Genomic DNA, 16964 nt, shown 5'->3' with positions numbered 1-16964 from the left:
TTAAATGACTAGCACTGTCAAGGTTGACCTGCCTGCAGAGATCTTCGACGTTCAGACCAACGTGCCGCTGCTGCACCAGGTCGTCGTTGCCCAGCTCGCTGCTGCTCGCCAGGGTACCCACAAGACCAAGACCCGCGCCGAAGTTTCCGGTGCAGGTCGCAAGCCGTTCAAGCAGAAGGGCACCGGCCGCGCCCGTCAGGGTTCAATCCGTGCTCCTCACATGACCGGTGGTGGCGTTGTCCACGGTCCCACACCGCGTGACTACAGCCAGCGCACCCCCAAGAAGATGATTGCTGCTGCACTTCGCGGCGCACTGTCTGACCGGGCCCGCAACGGACGCATCCACGTTGTTGCCGAACTGGTGGAGGGCACCAAGCCGTCCGTCAAGACCGCACTGGCAACGCTGCGCGGAGTTTCCGAGCGCAAGAACCTGCTGGTTGTCATCGAGCGCGCCAACGATGTTGCAGCACTGTCCGTGCGCAACCTCGCCGGTGTTCACGTTCTGTACGCAGACCAGCTGAACACCTACGACGTTCTCGTCTCTGACGACGTTGTCTTCACCAAGGCTGCCTACGAAGCATTCGTTGCTGACAAGGCAGTGGCAAAGAACGAGGAGGATGCCAAGTGAGTGCAGCCACCATCAAAGACCCGCGCGACGTCGTGCTTGCACCCGTCGTCTCGGAAAAGAGCTACGGCCTGATCGATGAGGGCAAGTACACCTTCCTGGTGGACCCCCGCTCGAACAAGACCGAGATCAAGCTGGCCGTGGAGAAAATCTTCTCCGTCAAGGTCGACTCGATCAACACCATCAACCGTGCCGGTAAGCGCAAGCGCACCAAATTCGGATGGGGTACCCGCAAGAACACCAAGCGTGCGATTGTCACCCTCAAAGAAGGCACTATCGACATCTTCGGCGGTCCGCTCGCGTAGCGGAGACCACTTTAACGAGGAAATAAATTATGGGAATCCGTAAATACAAGCCGACTACCCCGGGCCGTCGTGGCTCGAGCGTAGCGGACTTCACCGAAATCACGCGGTCGACGCCGGAAAAGTCGTTGGTACGTCCGCTGCCCAAAAAGGGCGGCCGTAACAACACCGGCAAGATCACGACCCGTCACAAGGGTGGTGGACACAAGCGCCAGTACCGTCTGATCGACTTCCGTCGCCACGACAAAGACGGCGTCAACGCCCGCGTTGCCGAAATTGAGTACGATCCGAACCGCACGGCTCGCATCGCCCTCCTGCACTACGTTGATGGCACCAAGCGTTACATCATCGCCCCGAACAAGCTGTCCCAGGGTGACTTCGTAGAGGCAGGTGCCAACGCTGACATCAAGCCTGGCAACAACCTGCCCCTGCGCAACATCCCGGTAGGTACCGTTATCCACGCAGTTGAACTGCGTCCGGGTGGCGGCGCCAAGATGGGCCGCTCCGCCGGCGCATCGATCCAGCTCGTAGCCAAGGAAGGCCGGTTCGCCCAGCTGCGTCTGCCTTCCGGCGAAATCCGCAACGTTGATGTGCGCTGCCGCGCAACCATCGGCGAGGTCGGCAACGCCGAGCAGTCGAACATCAACTGGGGTAAGGCCGGCCGCATGCGCTGGAAGGGCGTCCGCCCGACCGTCCGTGGTGTCGCGATGAACCCGGTTGACCACCCGCACGGTGGTGGCGAGGGTAAGACGTCCGGTGGACGTCACCCCGTCAACCCGAACGGTAAGCGGGAAGGCCGCACCCGGCGTCCCAACAAAGAGAGCGACAAGCTTATTGTTCGTCGCCGTCGTACTGGCAAGAACAAGCGATAGGAGCCTGGACACATGCCACGCAGCCTGAAAAAAGGTCCTTTCGTTGACCAGCACCTCTTTGTGAAGGTAGCCAGGGAAAACGAAAAGGGCACCAAGAACGTCATCAAGACCTGGTCCCGCCGCTCGATGATCATCCCCGACATGCTCGGGCACACGATCGCCGTGCACGACGGACGCAAGCACATTCCGGTGTTTGTCACCGAGTCGATGGTCGGGCACAAGCTCGGCGAATTCGCTCCCACGCGGACATTCCGCGGCCATGTCAAGGACGACCGTAAGGGCAAGCGCCGCTAGGCGCCTGCACTTACGTCAAAGACGAGAGAAGGAAAGCAATGGAAGCCAAGGCAATTGCGCGTCACATCCGCGTAACGCCTATGAAGGCCCGGCGCGTCGTCAACCTTGTTCGTGGTAAGCAAGCGAATGAGGCTCTGGCAATTCTGAAGTTTGCCCCCCAGGCAGCTTCGGAGCCGGTATTCAAGGTAGTACAGTCGGCAATCTCCAACGCCCGGGTCCTCGCGGACCGCGACGGCGTGGCGTTTGACGAAGGTGACCTCATCATCAGCGAAGCGTTTGTTGATGAAGGCCCGACCATGAAGCGGTTCCAGCCGCGCGCCCAGGGTCGTGCATTTCAGATCAAGAAGCGCACCAGCCACATCACCGTGGTAGTCGCTACCCCGGAGAAAGAGGAGGCTCGCTAAGTGGGACAGAAAGTAAACCCGCACGGGTTCCGACTCGGCATTACCACCGATCACGTATCGCACTGGTTCGCTGACAGCACCAAGGCCGGACAGCGGTACAAGGACTTCGTTCGCGAAGACATCCGCATCCGCCAGCTGATGTCTGTTGGCATGGAGCGCGCCGGTATCGCCAAGGTCGAGATCGAGCGCACCCGTGACCGTGTCCGCGTGGACATCCACACGGCACGTCCCGGCATCGTCATCGGCCGCCGCGGAGCAGAAGCAGACCGCATCCGCGGCGAGCTCGAAAAGCTCACGGGCAAGCAGGTCCAGCTGAACATCCTCGAGGTCAAGAACCCCGAGATGGAAGCACAGCTTGTTGCCCAGGGCGTTGCTGAGCAGCTGACTTCCCGCGTGGCTTTCCGCCGTGCGATGAAGAAAGCCATGCAGTCCGCACAGCGTGCAGGTGCCAAGGGCATCCGTATTGCTTGCTCCGGTCGACTGGGCGGCGCCGAAATGTCCCGCTCGGAGTTCTACCGCGAAGGCCGTGTGCCCCTGCACACCCTCCGTGCGAACATCGACTACGGCTTCTACGAGGCCAAGACCACCTTCGGCCGCATCGGCGTGAAGGTCTGGATCTACAAGGGTGACGTCACCGCCAAGGAACTGGCACAGCAGGCAGCTGCTGCTCCGTCCCGTGGCCGCGGTGCCAGCGACCGTCCGGGCCGCCCGGGTGGCGCTGACCGTGGTGACCGCCGCCGTCGTACCGACCGTCCGGCCGCCGAAGCAGCTCCTGCTGCCGAGGCTCCGGCAGTTGAGGCTGCTGCTGCAGTAGAAGGAGGACAGGCTTAAATGCTTATCCCACGTCGAGTCAAGCACCGTAAGCAGCACCACCCGGGTCGTTCCGGCGCTGCTACGGGCGGCACCAAGGTCTCCTTCGGTGAGTACGGCATCCAGGCTCTGAGCCCGGCATACGTCACCAACCGTCAGATCGAGTCTGCACGTATCGCGATGACCCGCCACATCAAGCGTGGCGGTAAGGTCTGGATCAACATCTACCCGGACCGTCCCCTCACGAAGAAGCCTGCCGAAACCCGCATGGGTTCCGGTAAGGGTTCGCCGGAATGGTGGGTCGCTAACGTCAAGCCGGGCCGGGTTCTCTTTGAGATCTCCGGCGTCGAAGAATCGGTAGCCCGCGAGGCCCTGCGCCTGGCAATCCACAAGCTCCCGTTGAAAGCACGCATTCTGCGTCGCGAAGGTGGTGAATAGAAATGGCAGTAGGATCCAAGGAACTTGCATCCGCACAGCTGGACGGTTTCGACAACGAGCGTCTCGTTGAAGAACTCCGCAAGGCTAAGGAAGAGCTGTTCAACCTGCGTTTCCAGTCCGCCACCGGTCAGCTGGAGAACCACGGTCGTCTGCGCGCGGTAAAGAAGGACATCGCACGCATCTACACCGTTCTCCGTGAGCGCGAGCTGGGCATTCGTGCCGAGGTTGCCGCACCGGTTGTGGAAGCCAAGGAAGAAAAGAAGTCCAAGAAGTCAGCAACCAAGAAGGCCGACAAGGCTGAAACGGTTGAGACCGAGGAGGACGCCAAGTGAGTGAAAAGGACGAGAACGTGACGGAAACTGTTTCTGCTGCGGCAGCTACGGCTGAGCAGCGCGGTTACCGTAAGACGCGTCGCGGCTACGTTGTCTCTGACAAGATGGAAAAGACCATCGTTGTTCAGGTTGAAGACCGCGTGAAGCACGCTCTGTACGGCAAGGTCATCCGCCGCACCTCGAAGGTCAAGGCCCACGACGAGCAGAACACCGCCGGCATCGGCGACCTCGTGCTCATCGCCGAGACCCGCCCGCTGTCTGCCACCAAGAACTGGCGGCTCGTGGAGATCCTCGAGAAGGCCAAGTAACACCTGCAGCCCGCTTTCTCAGGCGCTGCGCCGGAAACCCCTGTTCCCTTTGGGAGCGGGGGTTTCCGCGTTTATAGGGGAGCGGGTGGTCGCGCGTCACGGGGAGCAGCGTTTTGGGGTCCGTACGACGTCGGCGGCCTGGATTTACGGGGGAGTGGCGCCCCAGGCGGGCCAAAAGGCTGCGGTGCGTGACGCCGTCGTGGGTTGCGGGACAGTGCCGGCTCTGTGATATGGGCGATGACGCGGACTGTGCTAGGATATTGAGTTTGTATGGCGCCGTTCGTGCGCTGTCATCTACCTCGTAAACAATCGTGCCACGGCATAGTGCCCCCTTGCGCTCCAGCACCGTCTGGATCAGCCTGGGAAGCAAATGTTTTTGGCATGGGCGTTTAGGCCTGGTCTGGCAAAATCCAGGCAGGTCAAGAGACACCCCGATCAACCGTTCCGCAAGGCTCATTCCGTAGGAAGATTTTCGGTCTGAGAACCAGCGCGACGCAAGGAGTAAATAGTGATTCAGCAGGAGTCGCGACTCAAGGTCGCCGACAACACGGGTGCTAAGGAAATCCTTACCATTCGCGTTCTCGGTGGATCTGGCCGTCGCTACGCAGGCATTGGCGACGTCATCGTCGCTACCGTCAAGGATGCAATCCCGGGCGGCAACGTAAAGAAGGGCGATGTTGTTAAGGCAGTCATCGTCCGTACCAAGAAGGAACGCCGCCGTGCGGATGGTTCCTACATCAAGTTTGACGAGAACGCAGCTGTGATCCTGAAGGCTGACGGTGACCCCCGCGGTACCCGCATCTTCGGACCGGTTGGTCGTGAACTCCGTGACAAGAAGTTCATGAAGATCGTTTCTCTGGCTCCGGAGGTGCTCTAGTCCATGGCTAAGATCAAAAAGGGTGACCTCGTTCAGGTCATCACTGGCGCCAAGGCTGAGCGCGGCGGTGACCGTGGCAAGCAGGGCAAGGTTCTGCGCGTATTCCCGGAGACCAACCGCGTGCTGGTCGAGGGCATCAACCGCGTAACCAAGCACACCAAGGTCGGTCAGTCGCAGCGCGGCACCAAGACCGGTGGCATCGAGGTTGTCGAAGCTTCGATCCACATCTCCAACGTGGCTCTGGTTGACCCGTCCACCAAGAAGCCCACCCGCGTCGGTTTCCGCACCGAGACCGTTGAGCGCGATGGCGTGAAGCGTGAAGTGCGTGTACGCGTGGCCAAGAGCTCCGGGAAGGACATCTAATGACTGAGACTCTCGAGACTCCGGCAACGAAGATCGTTCCTCGTCTGAAGACCAAGTACGCCGATTCCATCAAGAGCACGCTCGTTGAGGAATTCAAGTACGAGAACGTCAACCAGGTTCCCCGCCTGGTGAAGGTCGTTGTTAACATGGGTGTTGGAGATGCCGCCAAGGACTCCAAGCTGATCGACGGCGCTGTCCGCGATCTGACCCTGATCACCGGCCAGAAGCCGCAGGTAACCAAGGCCCGCAAGTCGATTGCACAGTTCAAACTGCGCGAAGGCATGCCCATCGGCGCACACGCTACCCTGCGTGGAGACCGCATGTGGGAATTCCTGGATCGTCTGGTCACACTGGCTCTGCCCCGTATCCGCGACTTCCGCGGCCTCAGTGGCAAGCAGTTCGACGGCAACGGCAACTACACCTTCGGTCTGACCGAGCAGGTTATGTTCCACGAAATCGACCAGGATTCCATCGACCGCGTCCGCGGCATGGACATCACGGTTGTCACCACTGCCAAGACCGATGACGAAGGCCGCGCGCTGCTGAAGGCGCTTGGTTTCCCGTTCAAGGCCGAAGACTAATCTAACTACGTAACAGGTCCTTCGGTGCAGCCCGCGCAGATTTCTGCCGGAGCCGGACCGAGGAAACCGTTATGAGGAAGGGCAAGAGCCCAAATGACTATGACAGATCCTGTCGCAGATATGCTTACGCGTCTGCGCAATGCAAACTCGGCATACCACGATTCCGTGACCATGCCGTACAGCAAGCTCAAGGCACGCGTTGCCGACATCCTGAAGGCCGAAGGTTACATAGCCTCCTGGAAAGAAGAAGACGCTGAGGTTGGCAAGAAGCTGACCCTCGAGCTCAAGTTCGGTCCGAACCGCGAGCGTTCCATCGCTGGCGTTCGTCGTATTTCCAAGCCGGGACTGCGCGTTTACGCAAAGTCCACCAACCTGCCGCACGTGCTCGGTGGCCTGGGTGTCGCAATCCTGTCCACCTCTTCCGGCCTCCTGACTGACAAGCAGGCCGGCAAGAAGGGCGTGGGCGGCGAAGTCCTCGCTTACGTCTGGTAACGGGAAAGGAAGAGAATAATGTCACGTATTGGACGTCTCCCCATCACCGTTCCTGCCGGCGTTGAGGTCAAGGTTGACGGCTCTGTCGTCAGCGTCAAGGGTTCCAAAGGCGAGCTGAACCACACTGTGGCCAGCCCGATCGAGGTTTCCCTGGACGCAGACACCCTGACTGTCGCCCGCCCGAACGACGAGCGCGCCTCCCGTTCACTCCACGGCCTGACCCGCACCCTGATCTCCAACATGATCGAGGGCGTTACCAAGGGCTACGAGAAGAAGCTTGAAATCGTTGGTACTGGTTACCGCGTTCAGGCCAAGGGATCTGACCTTGAGTTCGCTCTCGGCTTCAGCCACCCGGTAAATGTCTCCGCACCGGACGGCATCACCTTTGCAGTTGAGACCCCGACCAAGCTCTCTGTTTCAGGAATCAACAAGCAGCAGGTCGGCGAGGTTGCTGCCAACATTCGCAAGCTGCGGAAGCCGGACCCCTATAAGGGCAAGGGCATCCGTTACGCCGGCGAAGTCATCCGCCGCAAGGTCGGAAAGGCTGGTAAGTAACCATGGCCATCTCAATCAATAAGAAGCGTACGAACAAGAGCAAGTCTGCTTCGCGCAGCCGCCGCCAGCTTCGTATCCGCAAGCGCATCTCCGGAACGGCTGTACGTCCTCGTCTGGTCGTCAACCGCTCCGCACGCCACGTATTCGTCCAGGTTGTCGATGACACCAAGGGCCTCACCGTAGCGAGCGCGTCCACACTGGAAGCCGACCTTCGTGCATTCGATGGTGACAAGACTGCCAAGGCCAAGCGTGTTGGCGAGCTCGTTGCCGAGCGTGCGAAGGCTGCCGGCGTCGAAGCTGTTGTCTTCGACCGCGGTGGTAACAAGTACCACGGCCGCATTGCCGCCGTCGCTAACGGTGCACGTGAAGGTGGGCTGTCACTGTGACGGAAGCAAACAAGGAAAAGGACACTGTGTCTGCAGATCAGAAGGCGACTGAAGCCGTAGCTGCTTCGGCCACTGAGACCACTGCCCCCGCTGCTGCCGACGACCGCCGTGGTGGCGCTCGTCGCGGCGAGCGTGGCGACCGTGGCCAGGGCCGTGGCGACCGTGGTGGCCGTGGCGGCCGCGATGGCGGCCGTGAAGCCGAGAAGAGCCAGTTCATAGAGCGTGTCGTTACCATCAACCGCGTTTCCAAGGTGGTCAAGGGTGGTCGTCGCTTCAGCTTCACCGCCCTGGTCGTCGTTGGTGACGGCAACGGTATGGTCGGCGTTGGCTATGGCAAGGCTAAGGAAGTTCCCGCCGCCATTGCGAAGGGCGTTGAAGAGGCTAAGAAGTCCTTCTTCCGCGTTCCCCGTATTGGCAACACCATCCCGCACCGTGTTCAGGGTGAGGCTGCTGCCGGCGTCGTTATGCTGCGTCCGGCTTCCGCCGGTACCGGTGTTATCGCCGGTGGTCCGGTCCGTGCAGTACTGGAGTGCGTGGGAATCCACGACATCCTCTCCAAGTCGCTCGGTTCCTCCAACGCCATCAACATCGTTCACGCGACTGTTGACGCCCTGAAGCGCCTCGAAGAGCCGGCAGCAGTGGCAGCACGCCGCGGCCTGCCGCTGGACGAGGTTGCTCCGCCGGCAATGGTGAAGGCTCTCCTGAACCAGAAGGTGGGTGTCTAAGGATGGCTAAGAACCTGATTCCCTCCGACGCCCAGTTGGAGATCACTCAGATCAAGTCCGCCATTGGCGGCAAGCAGAACCAGCGCGACACCCTTCGGTCCCTCGGCCTGAAGCGGATCGGACACACCGTTGTCCGCACCGCCGACGCCGTGACCGTGGGAATGCTCAACACGGTTCCGCACCTGGTAAAGGTAGAGGAGGCGAAGTAAATGGCAGAGAAGAACACCGCCGAAAAGGCACAGAGCGCCGCTGCTGAGAAGCAGAACGCCCTGAAGGTTCACCACCTGCGTCCCGCCCCGGGTGCCAAGACCGCCAAGACCCGCGTTGGTCGTGGTGAAGGTTCCAAGGGTAAGACCGCCGGTCGCGGTACCAAGGGTACGAAGGCCCGCTACCAGATCAAGGCTGGCTTTGCCGGCGGCCAGTTGCCGCTGCACATGCGCCTGCCGAAGCTGCGCGGCTTCAAGAACCCGTTCCGGGTGGAGTTCCAGGTGGTAAACCTGGACAAGCTCAACGAGCTGTTCCCGGAAGGTGGCGCAGTCACCGTGGAGAACCTGGTCGAAAAGGGTGCCGTTCGCAAGAACCAGCCCGTGAAGGTGCTTGGCACCGGCGACATCACCGTCAAGGTTGACGTCACGGTCCACGCATTCTCGGCCAGCGCCGCTGAAAAGATCGCCGCAGCAGGCGGAAGCACCACCGCTCTCTAGAGCCGGTGGGCTGACGCCCGTTGTTGAACTCCCGATGTGTGGGGCCTCGGCCCCGCACGTCGGGAGTTTTTCCATTCGCGGGAGCCAATGGATTGTCCGCATTGCGCATACACCCGTTAGACTCGGTTGTTGGGATTTATTGACTCCCATCACACCACTCTTATTCACAACACAGGAGGACGCTTGCTTAGCGCATTTGGCCGGGCCTTTCGCACGCCTGATCTGCGACGCAAGTTGTTGTTCACGCTGGGAATCATCACAATCTTCCGCTTGGGTGCCTTTATCCCCTCGCCTGGTGTGAACTACCAGAATGTCCAGCAATGCTTGCAGAACGGTCAGACCGCAGGCGGGCTATACCAGCTCGTCAACCTGTTCAGCGGCGGTGCATTGCTTCAGGTGTCCATCTTCGCCCTGGGCATCATGCCGTACATCACGGCCAGCATCATCGTGCAGCTGCTCCGGGTGGTAATTCCCCGGTTCCAGCAGTTGTATGAGGAAGGTGCGTCGGGTCAGTCCAAGCTCACCCAGTACACGCGGTACCTCACCATTGCCCTGGGCCTGCTCAACGCGACGACTTTGGTTTCGCTGGCCCGTTCAGGTCAGCTGCTGCCGGGCTGTAACCTCCCGATCATTCCCGATAACACCATCGTCACCACCATCCTGATCATCATCACGCTGACTGCTGGTACCGGCCTGATCATGTGGATGGGCGAGCTTGTCACCGAAAAGGGCGTGGGCAACGGCATGTCGCTGCTCATCTTCACGTCGATCGCTGCCGGCTTCCCCACGTCCCTCGGCGCCATCTGGAAGACCCAGGGTCCGGGGACCTTCTTCCTGGTGCTCGTCATCGGCCTGTTGACGGTCGCCCTGGTGGTGTTCGTGGAACAGTCCCAGCGGCGCGTCCCCGTACAGTACGCGAAGCGGATGATCGGCCGCCGCACCGTCGGGGGGACCAGCACGTACATTCCCATCAAGGTGAACATGGCCGGCGTGGTCCCAGTGATCTTCGCTTCTTCGATGCTGTACCTGCCGGGCCTGATTTCACAGTTCAACCAGCCGAAGGCGGGCGAAGCTGTCCAGCCCTGGGTTGAGTGGATCAACAACAACCTGACCAAGGGCGACCACCCCATCTACATGGTGTTGTACTTCGTCATGATCGTTTTCTTCACCTACTTCTACGTCGCGATCACCTTCAACCCTGAAGAGGTCTCGGACAACATGAAGAAGTACGGCGGTTTCATTCCAGGCATCCGTGCCGGTAAGCCGACAGCGGACTACCTGCAATACGTGCTCTCCCGGATTACCCTGCCAGGTGCTATGTATCTGGGTTTCGTGGCCCTGATTCCGCTGGTGGCCCTGGTACTGATCCAGGCGAACCAGAACTTCCCGTTCGGTGGCACCTCGATCCTGATCATGGTGGGCGTGGGCCTGGAGACCGTCAAGCAGATTGATGCGCAGCTACAGCAACGTCACTACGAAGGGCTTTTGCGATGACGAGAATGTTGATTATTGGGCCACCCGGCTCGGGCAAAGGAACACAGGCGGAACGCATTTCGGAGCGCCTCGGCGTTGTTGCGATCTCCACCGGTGACATCTTCCGCGCCAATGTGAAGGGCGAGACGCCCCTTGGCATCGAAGCCAAGAAGTACATGGACAATGGAGACTTCGTCCCGGACAGCGTCACCAACAAAATGGTCCGGGACCGCCTCAGCGAGTCCGACGTCCTGAGCGGCTTCCTCCTGGACGGCTACCCCCGCACCACAGCGCAGGTGGACTACCTCGATGAGATTCTCGCCCAGGGCGAAGAGAAGCTCGACGTCGTCCTGCAGTTGACCGCCGACGACGAGGAACTCGTTACCCGCCTGCTTGGCCGTGCCAAGGAAACAGGCCGGAGCGACGACAACGAAGCCGTCATCCGCCACCGGCTGGACCTTTACCACGAGCAGACCGAGGCCGTTGTGGCCAAGTACGCCGAGCGCGGCATCTTGACCAAGGTTGACGGCATCGGTGCCATCGACGAAGTCACCGACCGCGTGATGCAGGCCATCAAGGCGGCGCAGGCAGCCTGATCCAGGCGCAGAGTTTATTCGAGGCTCCTCCCGGTTTCCGGGAGGAGCCTCAGCCATTGAGAGGACACACCATGGCTTTCGGCCAGCCCCGTATCGAATACAAGACAAACGCCCAGATGCGCACCATGCACGAGGCAGGCCTTGTCCTGAGCCGTGCCTTGGATGCCGCCGTCTCCGCGGCTGTTCCCGGAGTGACCACTAAGCACCTCGACGATGTGTTTGCCGCCGTGCTCAATGAAGCCGGCGCCAAGTCGAACTTCCTGGGTTATCACGGCTTCCCGGCCACCATCTGCACCTCGGTGAACGAGGAGGTGGTGCACGGCATCCCCGGCGGCCGGGTCCTCAGGGACGGCGACATCATCTCAATCGACGGCGGTGCGATTGTGGACGGCTGGCACTCCGACTCTGCACGCACGGTCATCGTGGGGGAGGCTGACCCTGAGGACCAGCGGCTCTCTGACGTCACCCGGGCAGCGATGTGGCGGGGCATCGCAGCGCTGGCCAAGGGAAGCCACCTGGGTGACATCGGCGCGGCCATCGATGACTACGTGTCCTCCGTGCCGGGGAAATCGCTGGGCATTCTGGAGGACTACGTGGGCCACGGCATCGGCTCCGAAATGCACATGGCACCGGATGTGCTCAACTATCGCATCAACCACCGCGGGCCCAAACTCCGTGCCGGCCTGTGCCTTGCGATCGAACCCATGCTGGTCCGCGGCAGCATTGAGACCGCCGTCCTCGACGACGACTGGACCGTGGTGACCACGGATGGTCAGCGCTCGTGCCAGTGGGAGCATTCCGTGGCGGTCCATGAAAAGGGCATCTGGGTCCTGTCCGCCCCCGACGGCGGCGCTGAGCACCTGGTGCCGCTCGGAGTCGTTCCCGTCCCCATCCCGTAGCCCCAACTGGGTGGCGCTATCTTGTCCTCTGAACCTCCAAAACGACAGATAGCGTTACCCAGTTGGGTGAGTTGATGAGGGTCGGGAGGGTCAGGCCTTCAGCTTGGGCTTGACGTCCCTTTCGTAAACGCCCTGCAGCGTGGTCTTCAAATCCGTCAGGGTCGACTTGACGTCAGCCTGCTGGGTGAGGATCTTGGCCGCGGACTTTGCCATTTCCTGGTCGGCTCCCGGCAGGAACACGCGTGCGTTGTCCTGGACTTTCGTAACGGCCAGTTGGTCCATGGCCGTTTGAATCTGGGGCGTCTTGGCCAGCACCGCCTTCATATCCGCCGATTTCCGCGTGGGCATATAGCCGGTGGCGGCCGAGAACTCGGCGGTGCTCTCGGGTTGCGTGATGAATTTCAGGAAGGTGCCCGCCGCCAGTTGTTCCTCCTTGGTGATCCCGCTCGGGATGCCCAGGCCCGCGCCGCCGGTGGGGCAGACGTTGGTCTGCGCCTTGGGTCCTCCCGGCAGGAAGCCCACGCCCACATTGAATTTCGCTGACTTCAGGACACCCAGCAGGGAACCGGTCGAGGAGATGGTGCTCGACGTCAGCCCCGCGGAGAAGTCGTCCGCAGCCTCCTTGGAGGAAACGCCGGCCCATCCATTCTTGTAGATGGAGTCCTGGGCCCACTGGAGTGCCGCCACGGATTCAGCCGAGTCGCAGGTGATATCAAAGTCCTTGGACCAGCCGCCGCCCCAGCCCCACAGGTTGTTCTGCAGCGTCCAGCCGGCGTACCCGGCGAGGGCGGGATAGATGTAGGCGTATTGTGCGCCGGAGCTGGCCTTCAGTTTGGGCGCCCACTCACCGAACTCGTCCCAGGTTTTAGGGGCCCGGTCCGGCAGCCCAGCAGCGGCGAAGTGGTCCTTGTTGTAGTAGAACAGGGGCGTGGACCGGCCGTAGGGGAGTGCCCAGTGTTTGTTGCCGTACTTGTAGTCATCGATCAGGGACTGCTGGAAGTCGTCCATCTTCATGTCCAGCTGCTTGGTCAGGCTGTCCACCGGAATGATGCTGCCGTTGATGTAGTACCGGAACCACCACACGTCAGACAGCACTACAACACCCGGGAGGCCGGACTTCGCCGCCTGCGCAGTTTGGAACTTCTGGGCGATCTCTTCGTAGTTGGCGCCAGCCGTGACCAGGTTGACCTTGATGTCCGGGTTCTGGGCGTGGAATTTGTCGATCAGGCTTTTCTCCACGTCCTGGGACTGGCCGGGGTGGCTCGACCAGAAGTCAATTTTGGCGGCCGGCTTGACACCGCTGAAATCAATGTCGGCCGCTTCTGTGGTCGCTTGGCCCCCGCCGCTCGTTGAGGGTCCGCTGCACGCTGCCAGGGCTGCTGCGGAGGCTGTTGCGCCCGCGAGTCCCAGGAAGTGTCTCCGGTCCAGATTCAGTCTCATGACAGGTCCTTTCGTTTGTTACCTTGTGGGGTGCACGACGGCGGACGGCGCTTAGCCCGTCACGCTGCCTTGGGTGAGGCCAGCAACGATGTAACGCTGCAGGGCCGCGAAGACAATCAGGATCGGGACGATAACCAAGACAGCCCCGGCCATGAGGACCCCCCAGCCGGCGGCGTTGCTTTCGTTGTTCTGGAGCAGGGTCAGCCCTACGGGAAGGGTCATGGTCTCCGGCCGGTCTGTGATGATCAGGGGCCAGATGTAGTCGTTCCACTCCGAGACGATGGTCACCAGGGCCACAGTGGCGATGGACGGCACCGAAATGGGCACCACAATGCGCCAGAGGCGGCGCCAGTGCCCGGCACCGTCCACTTCAGCCGACTCCAGGATCGAATTAGGAAGTGTGAGGAAGTGCTGGCGCAGCAGGAATGTACCGAACGCGGTGCCCAGGCCCGGCAGGATGATGCCCCACAGGGTGTTCTTTCCGCCGATCCCGGCGATCAGGATGAAGTTGGGCAGGATGGACACCTGCGGCGGTACCATCAGGGCCACCAGGATCAGCATGAAGATCAAGTTCCGGAACGGGAACCTGACAAAAACCAACGCATAGGCCGTGAGGATTGCGAGCAGCACCTTCACGCTTGCCCCGACCAGGGTAACGATGGTGCTGTTGAGGAAAAATTGCCCGAACGGCACAGTGGTCATGGCGGTCCTGTAGTTCTGCAGGTTCAGGCTCTCGGGCAGGACCTTCAGGTCCGTGGTGACGATCTCGCCGGACTGCTTGAACGAGCTGAGGACCATCCACAGCAGCGGCAGGAACACAACCAGTGTGGCCACGATCAGGGGCAGGTAGCCCCCGGCAACGGTTTGGATGAGGTTCCGGCGGGATAACGGGCGGTCACGGGTCAGGACTGGTTCCGGCCTGGGGACTGCGGGAATGGAAGGGTCGGGGCTGACCGGGGACAGCGAGCTCATGAGTAGTGCACCTTCCGTTCCACGAACCGCAGCTGCAGTACGGTGATGACCAAAAGAATTGCGAACAGGACCACCGAGATGGCTGCAGAGTAACCGGCCCTGTTGTAGGCGCCGAACGCCTGAAGATAGGCCTCGTAGATCAGGGTGCTGGTACCGGTGCCCAGCGGCGTCATGATCCGGATCAGGTCGAAGGCCTGCAGTGAGCTGAGCATGGTGGTGATCAGGAGGAAAAACGTGGTGGGGGACAGGAGCGGCAGCGAAACGCTGAAAAAGCGTCGAAAACCGTTGGCCCCGTCCAGCGACGCAGCTTCCATGATGTCCTGAGGGAGGGACTGCAGCCCGGCCAGGTACACCACTGCACAGTAGCCAAGGTTCTTCCAGACGTAGACAATGATCACCATCACCAGGGAAAGCTGGGGATCGTTGATCCACTGCGGGCTTTGTTGCCCGATGCCCCGCAGCAGCCAGGCGAGGACGCCGTAGCCAGGGTCAAAGATGAACAGCCAGACCAGGCCCACGCCGACGCCGGAGAGCACATATGGGGCAAAGACTGCGGACCGGGCAAACGTGGTTCCGCGGACCTTCGCGTTCATGGCCAGGGCGATCAGCAGGCCCAGGACCATGGAGCCGCCAACCGTCACCACGGTGAAGATTGCCGTGGTGCCGAGGACTTTCGGTGCGTCATTGCTGCCAAAAAAGATGATGTAGTTGTTCACGCCCACCACCGTCGCCGTCGGGGAACCCAGGGTCCAGTCCAGCGTCGAGTAGTACATGTTGCTGAAGAGCGGCCTATAAGTGAAGACGGCAATCAGCACCAGGTTGGGTAATGCCATGGCAAGGAAAACAAAGAAGTCCCGGCGAGTCCTTGCGGTCCATCGCCGGTGCGCAACTTTGGCTGCCCGTCCGGCGGGCCTTATAGGCCTGGCGGAGGGTCGGGGGGCGAGCTGACGGGTCATGCGGGTCTCTCACGGGTTCGGAGCCTGCTTGTGGCTGGCCATGGTCGGGGTCCAGCCTCTAGTTGACCAGACCGTCGGGTAGCCGAAACCCGTAAAAGCCCTTGTCAGAGGACTGTTACCCAAGGCTTCATCGCCCGTTAATGCTGTATGGCATGCAGTCTTGCACAAAGTTCGTCCATGCGGCAGAGGTGCGCATGGAAAGAGCACAATGGAGCCTATGGGAACCATTACCGATGTGCCGGGAATCCGTGTGGGCCACCAGCAGAAGACAGACGGTGGCTGGCTGAGCGGCGTGACGGTGGTGCTTCCCCCGCAGGGCACCGTCGGGTCGGTCGACGTCGGCGGGGGAGGGCCCGCGACCCACGAGACCGATGCCTTGGAACCCAGCACACTCACGTCAGCCGTGGACGCCGTGGTTCTCACCGGGGGCAGTGCCTACGGCCTGGTGACCGCTCATGGCGTCCAGCGCTGGTGCGAGGAAAACGGCAGGGGCTTCGCTGTCCCCGGCGGCGTGGTGCCAATCGTTCCGGCTGCGGCCATCTTCGACCTGGGCCGGGGAGGCGACTTCACCGCCCGTCCCGACGCCGGCATGGGTTACGAGGCAGCCGCTGCTGCCGCCGCCCAGGAGGACCGGCACGACGTCGGACGCGGCAACGTGGGCGCCGGAACCGGGGCGGTCATCGGCAGAACATACAAAGGTGGCGTCGGCACCGCCTCGCTCACCCTCGATAACGGCGTGGTGGTCGGGGCGCTGGCCGTGGTCAATGCACTCGGTCTCCCGTTCGGTACTCCGGAACCGGGGGTGTCGGGCACCGGAGCAGACGCTCCACCGCTGAACACAACCCTCGTTGTTGTCGCAACCAACGCTGTCCTGGACAAGACCGAGTGCAAGCGAACGGCTTCGGCGGCTCAAGCTGGGATCGCGCGGTCCCTAAATCCGAGCCACACGTTGGCCGACGGGGATACCGTTTTCTGCTTGGCGACGCGCGCCCTTGATCTGGACCGCAGCACCGAAGCTGCCCGGCAAGTGAGCCTTATTACCCTGCAGAGTGCGGCAGCCGACGTCGTACGCCTGGCCATCCTTGATGGGGTGTCAAGCGCAGAAGCGGTTTCAACTCCGGCCGGGGAATATGGTGCGGTCGGGGGATCATTGCGCTAACATGGCTGGATTTAACATTCACGCCGAAGTGGCGTAGTGTTGCTTGTTGGTTGTCTGCCCTGCCACGCCCATTTGTGGTCCAGCTGTTGACGATCAATCAATCACAAAATGTTCGTGGCCATGCCCGGTGCAATCCGGAGGGCTGCGGCAACAACAGTTAGCGGAGGGTATGGCCAAGAAGGACGGGGTCATTGAGATCGAGGGCGTTGTGACTGAGGCGCTGCCTAACGCGATGTTTCGCGTTGAGCTCACCAACAAGCACATCGTTCTGGCACACATCTCAGGGAAGATGCGCCAGCACTACATCAGGATCCTTCCTGAGGACCGGGTAGTGGTGGAACTGAGCCCATATGACCTCACCCGGGGTCGTATCGTCTACCGCTACAAGTAAATTGCTGGGC

Annotated in this window: 26 protein-coding genes; 23 read left to right on the top strand and 3 right to left on the bottom strand. The window is 61.3% G+C overall.

All coding sequences use genetic code 11. The features are described 5' to 3' along the window. Positions 1-4: 4 nt before the first annotated feature. From rplD to map, 21 genes are all read left to right on the top strand, one after another. Complete coding sequence (gene rplD / locus J7E83_RS08280; protein WP_190987323.1) at positions 5-628, top strand: 50S ribosomal protein L4; 624 nt, start codon at positions 5-7, stop codon at positions 626-628. Next, positions 625-930, top strand: a complete 306-nt coding sequence (rplW, locus tag J7E83_RS08275) for a 50S ribosomal protein L23 (protein ID WP_066293292.1) — start codon at positions 625-627, stop codon at positions 928-930. The genes rplD and rplW overlap by 4 nt, the downstream gene beginning before the upstream one ends. Before the next feature lie 29 nt (positions 931-959). Beyond that, the gene (rplB, locus tag J7E83_RS08270; protein ID WP_214960725.1) at positions 960-1799 is read left to right on the top strand and encodes a 50S ribosomal protein L2; all 840 of its coding nucleotides are present in this window, start codon (positions 960-962) and stop codon (positions 1797-1799) included. Between the two features lie 12 nt (positions 1800-1811). Further along, positions 1812-2093 carry a 30S ribosomal protein S19 gene (rpsS, locus tag J7E83_RS08265; protein WP_003803803.1) on the top strand — a complete coding sequence of 94 codons (282 nt, stop codon included), beginning with the start codon at positions 1812-1814 and terminating at the stop codon, positions 2091-2093. Between the two features lie 38 nt (positions 2094-2131). After that, positions 2132-2497 (top strand): 50S ribosomal protein L22, encoded by a 366-nt coding sequence (rplV, locus tag J7E83_RS08260; protein WP_003803798.1) that lies wholly within the window; start codon positions 2132-2134, stop codon positions 2495-2497. After that, complete coding sequence (gene rpsC, locus J7E83_RS08255; RefSeq protein WP_214960723.1) at positions 2498-3328, top strand: 30S ribosomal protein S3; 831 nt, start codon at positions 2498-2500, stop codon at positions 3326-3328. Next, positions 3329-3745, top strand: coding sequence for a 50S ribosomal protein L16 (gene rplP, locus J7E83_RS08250; RefSeq protein WP_013601829.1), 417 nt, complete (start codon positions 3329-3331; stop codon positions 3743-3745). It begins immediately after the preceding gene. Positions 3746-3747: 2 nt separating this feature from the next. After that, positions 3748-4077 (top strand): 50S ribosomal protein L29, encoded by a 330-nt coding sequence (gene rpmC / locus J7E83_RS21385; protein ID WP_214960721.1) that lies wholly within the window; start codon positions 3748-3750, stop codon positions 4075-4077. Continuing rightward, on the top strand, positions 4074-4385 hold the full coding sequence (gene rpsQ, locus J7E83_RS08240) for a 30S ribosomal protein S17 (protein WP_311379609.1): 312 nt from the start codon (positions 4074-4076) through the stop codon (positions 4383-4385). The genes rpmC and rpsQ overlap by 4 nt, the downstream gene beginning before the upstream one ends. A 508-nt stretch (positions 4386-4893) precedes the next feature. After that, a complete protein-coding gene (gene rplN / locus J7E83_RS08235) occupies positions 4894-5262 on the top strand; it encodes a 50S ribosomal protein L14 (RefSeq protein WP_024366126.1) in 369 nt (122 codons plus the stop codon). Positions 5263-5265: 3 nt separating this feature from the next. Next, entirely contained in the window at positions 5266-5625 is a 360-nt protein-coding gene (gene rplX / locus J7E83_RS08230; RefSeq protein ID WP_066436866.1) for a 50S ribosomal protein L24, read from the top strand. Continuing rightward, entirely contained in the window at positions 5625-6206 is a 582-nt protein-coding gene (gene rplE / locus J7E83_RS08225) for a 50S ribosomal protein L5 (RefSeq protein ID WP_050684389.1), read from the top strand. The genes rplX and rplE overlap by 1 nt, the downstream gene beginning before the upstream one ends. A 93-nt stretch (positions 6207-6299) precedes the next feature. Further along, a complete protein-coding gene (gene rpsH / locus J7E83_RS08220; RefSeq protein WP_018773673.1) occupies positions 6300-6698 on the top strand; it encodes a 30S ribosomal protein S8 in 399 nt (132 codons plus the stop codon). A gap of 18 nt (positions 6699-6716) precedes the next feature. After that, positions 6717-7253, top strand: coding sequence for a 50S ribosomal protein L6 (rplF, locus tag J7E83_RS08215; RefSeq protein ID WP_214960719.1), 537 nt, complete (start codon positions 6717-6719; stop codon positions 7251-7253). Positions 7254-7255: 2 nt separating this feature from the next. Then, a complete protein-coding gene (gene rplR / locus J7E83_RS08210) occupies positions 7256-7639 on the top strand; it encodes a 50S ribosomal protein L18 (protein WP_214960717.1) in 384 nt (127 codons plus the stop codon). Beyond that, the gene (gene rpsE / locus J7E83_RS08205; protein ID WP_214960715.1) at positions 7636-8364 is read left to right on the top strand and encodes a 30S ribosomal protein S5; all 729 of its coding nucleotides are present in this window, start codon (positions 7636-7638) and stop codon (positions 8362-8364) included. The genes rplR and rpsE overlap by 4 nt, the downstream gene beginning before the upstream one ends. Positions 8365-8366: 2 nt before the next feature. Further along, positions 8367-8573 (top strand): 50S ribosomal protein L30, encoded by a 207-nt coding sequence (rpmD, locus tag J7E83_RS08200; protein WP_056626615.1) that lies wholly within the window; start codon positions 8367-8369, stop codon positions 8571-8573. Next, positions 8574-9068, top strand: a complete 495-nt coding sequence (gene rplO, locus J7E83_RS08195) for a 50S ribosomal protein L15 (RefSeq protein ID WP_214960713.1) — start codon at positions 8574-8576, stop codon at positions 9066-9068. 183 nt (positions 9069-9251) lie between these two features. Beyond that, positions 9252-10562, top strand: coding sequence for a preprotein translocase subunit SecY (secY, locus tag J7E83_RS08190; protein ID WP_214960711.1), 1311 nt, complete (start codon positions 9252-9254; stop codon positions 10560-10562). 5 nt (positions 10563-10567) lie between these two features. After that, positions 10568-11137 (top strand): adenylate kinase, encoded by a 570-nt coding sequence (locus tag J7E83_RS08185; RefSeq protein WP_214961106.1) that lies wholly within the window; start codon positions 10568-10570, stop codon positions 11135-11137. A gap of 71 nt (positions 11138-11208) precedes the next feature. Then, positions 11209-12036 (top strand): type I methionyl aminopeptidase, encoded by an 828-nt coding sequence (map, locus tag J7E83_RS08180; RefSeq protein ID WP_214960709.1) that lies wholly within the window; start codon positions 11209-11211, stop codon positions 12034-12036. A gap of 90 nt (positions 12037-12126) precedes the next feature. Here map and J7E83_RS08175 read toward each other — a convergent pair whose 3' ends face one another. From J7E83_RS08175 to J7E83_RS08165, 3 genes are read right to left on the bottom strand one after another with little or no spacing between them, the layout of a single operon-like run. After that, positions 12127-13476, bottom strand: coding sequence for an ABC transporter substrate-binding protein (locus J7E83_RS08175; protein ID WP_214960707.1), 1350 nt, complete (start codon positions 13474-13476; stop codon positions 12127-12129). A gap of 51 nt (positions 13477-13527) precedes the next feature. Next, complete coding sequence (locus J7E83_RS08170) at positions 13528-14448, bottom strand: carbohydrate ABC transporter permease (RefSeq protein ID WP_214960705.1); 921 nt, start codon at positions 14446-14448, stop codon at positions 13528-13530. Continuing rightward, positions 14445-15404, bottom strand: coding sequence for a carbohydrate ABC transporter permease (locus tag J7E83_RS08165; RefSeq protein WP_214960704.1), 960 nt, complete (start codon positions 15402-15404; stop codon positions 14445-14447). Before J7E83_RS08165 ends, J7E83_RS08170 begins: the two co-directional genes overlap by 4 nt. Positions 15405-15621: 217 nt before the next feature. On the opposite strand from J7E83_RS08165, the gene J7E83_RS08160 reads away from it, so the two are divergent. Together J7E83_RS08160 and infA are read left to right on the top strand one after the other, a co-directional pair. Beyond that, on the top strand, positions 15622-16563 hold the full coding sequence (locus tag J7E83_RS08160) for a P1 family peptidase (RefSeq protein WP_214960702.1): 942 nt from the start codon (positions 15622-15624) through the stop codon (positions 16561-16563). Positions 16564-16732: 169 nt separating this feature from the next. Next, a complete protein-coding gene (infA, locus tag J7E83_RS08155) occupies positions 16733-16954 on the top strand; it encodes a translation initiation factor IF-1 (protein ID WP_009358723.1) in 222 nt (73 codons plus the stop codon). The last annotated feature ends 10 nt before the right edge of the window (positions 16955-16964 follow it).

This window comes from Arthrobacter sp. ISL-48 (assembly GCF_018613805.1).
Taxonomy (GTDB): Bacteria; Actinomycetota; Actinomycetes; order Actinomycetales; family Micrococcaceae; genus Arthrobacter.
Note: the sequence above shows the minus strand (reverse complement) of the source record. Positions and strands in the feature narration are given on the sequence as shown.

Excerpts from the sequence above, each read along its gene's own strand:
- rplD (WP_190987323.1), top strand. The coding sequence starts at position 5 with ATGACTAGCACTGTCAAGGTTGACCTGCCTGCAGAGATCTTCGACGTT.
- rplB (WP_214960725.1), top strand. The coding sequence starts at position 960 with ATGGGAATCCGTAAATACAAGCCGACTACCCCGGGCCGTCGTGGCTCG.
- rpsS (WP_003803803.1), top strand. The coding sequence starts at position 1,812 with ATGCCACGCAGCCTGAAAAAAGGTCCTTTCGTTGACCAGCACCTCTTT.
- rplV (WP_003803798.1), top strand. The coding sequence starts at position 2,132 with ATGGAAGCCAAGGCAATTGCGCGTCACATCCGCGTAACGCCTATGAAG.
- rplP (WP_013601829.1), top strand. The coding sequence starts at position 3,329 with ATGCTTATCCCACGTCGAGTCAAGCACCGTAAGCAGCACCACCCGGGT.
- rpmC (WP_214960721.1), top strand. The coding sequence starts at position 3,748 with ATGGCAGTAGGATCCAAGGAACTTGCATCCGCACAGCTGGACGGTTTC.
- rplX (WP_066436866.1), top strand. The coding sequence starts at position 5,266 with ATGGCTAAGATCAAAAAGGGTGACCTCGTTCAGGTCATCACTGGCGCC.
- rplE (WP_050684389.1), top strand. The coding sequence starts at position 5,625 with ATGACTGAGACTCTCGAGACTCCGGCAACGAAGATCGTTCCTCGTCTG.
- rpsH (WP_018773673.1), top strand. The coding sequence starts at position 6,300 with ATGACTATGACAGATCCTGTCGCAGATATGCTTACGCGTCTGCGCAAT.
- rplF (WP_214960719.1), top strand. The coding sequence starts at position 6,717 with ATGTCACGTATTGGACGTCTCCCCATCACCGTTCCTGCCGGCGTTGAG.
- rplR (WP_214960717.1), top strand. The coding sequence starts at position 7,256 with ATGGCCATCTCAATCAATAAGAAGCGTACGAACAAGAGCAAGTCTGCT.
- rpmD (WP_056626615.1), top strand. The coding sequence starts at position 8,367 with ATGGCTAAGAACCTGATTCCCTCCGACGCCCAGTTGGAGATCACTCAG.
- rplO (WP_214960713.1), top strand. The coding sequence starts at position 8,574 with ATGGCAGAGAAGAACACCGCCGAAAAGGCACAGAGCGCCGCTGCTGAG.
- J7E83_RS08185 (WP_214961106.1), top strand. The coding sequence starts at position 10,568 with ATGTTGATTATTGGGCCACCCGGCTCGGGCAAAGGAACACAGGCGGAA.
- map (WP_214960709.1), top strand. The coding sequence starts at position 11,209 with ATGGCTTTCGGCCAGCCCCGTATCGAATACAAGACAAACGCCCAGATG.
- J7E83_RS08175 (WP_214960707.1), bottom strand. The coding sequence starts at position 13,476 with ATGAGACTGAATCTGGACCGGAGACACTTCCTGGGACTCGCGGGCGCA.
- J7E83_RS08170 (WP_214960705.1), bottom strand. The coding sequence starts at position 14,448 with ATGAGCTCGCTGTCCCCGGTCAGCCCCGACCCTTCCATTCCCGCAGTC.
- J7E83_RS08165 (WP_214960704.1), bottom strand. The coding sequence starts at position 15,404 with ATGACCCGTCAGCTCGCCCCCCGACCCTCCGCCAGGCCTATAAGGCCC.
- J7E83_RS08160 (WP_214960702.1), top strand. The coding sequence starts at position 15,622 with ATGGGAACCATTACCGATGTGCCGGGAATCCGTGTGGGCCACCAGCAG.
- infA (WP_009358723.1), top strand. The coding sequence starts at position 16,733 with ATGGCCAAGAAGGACGGGGTCATTGAGATCGAGGGCGTTGTGACTGAG.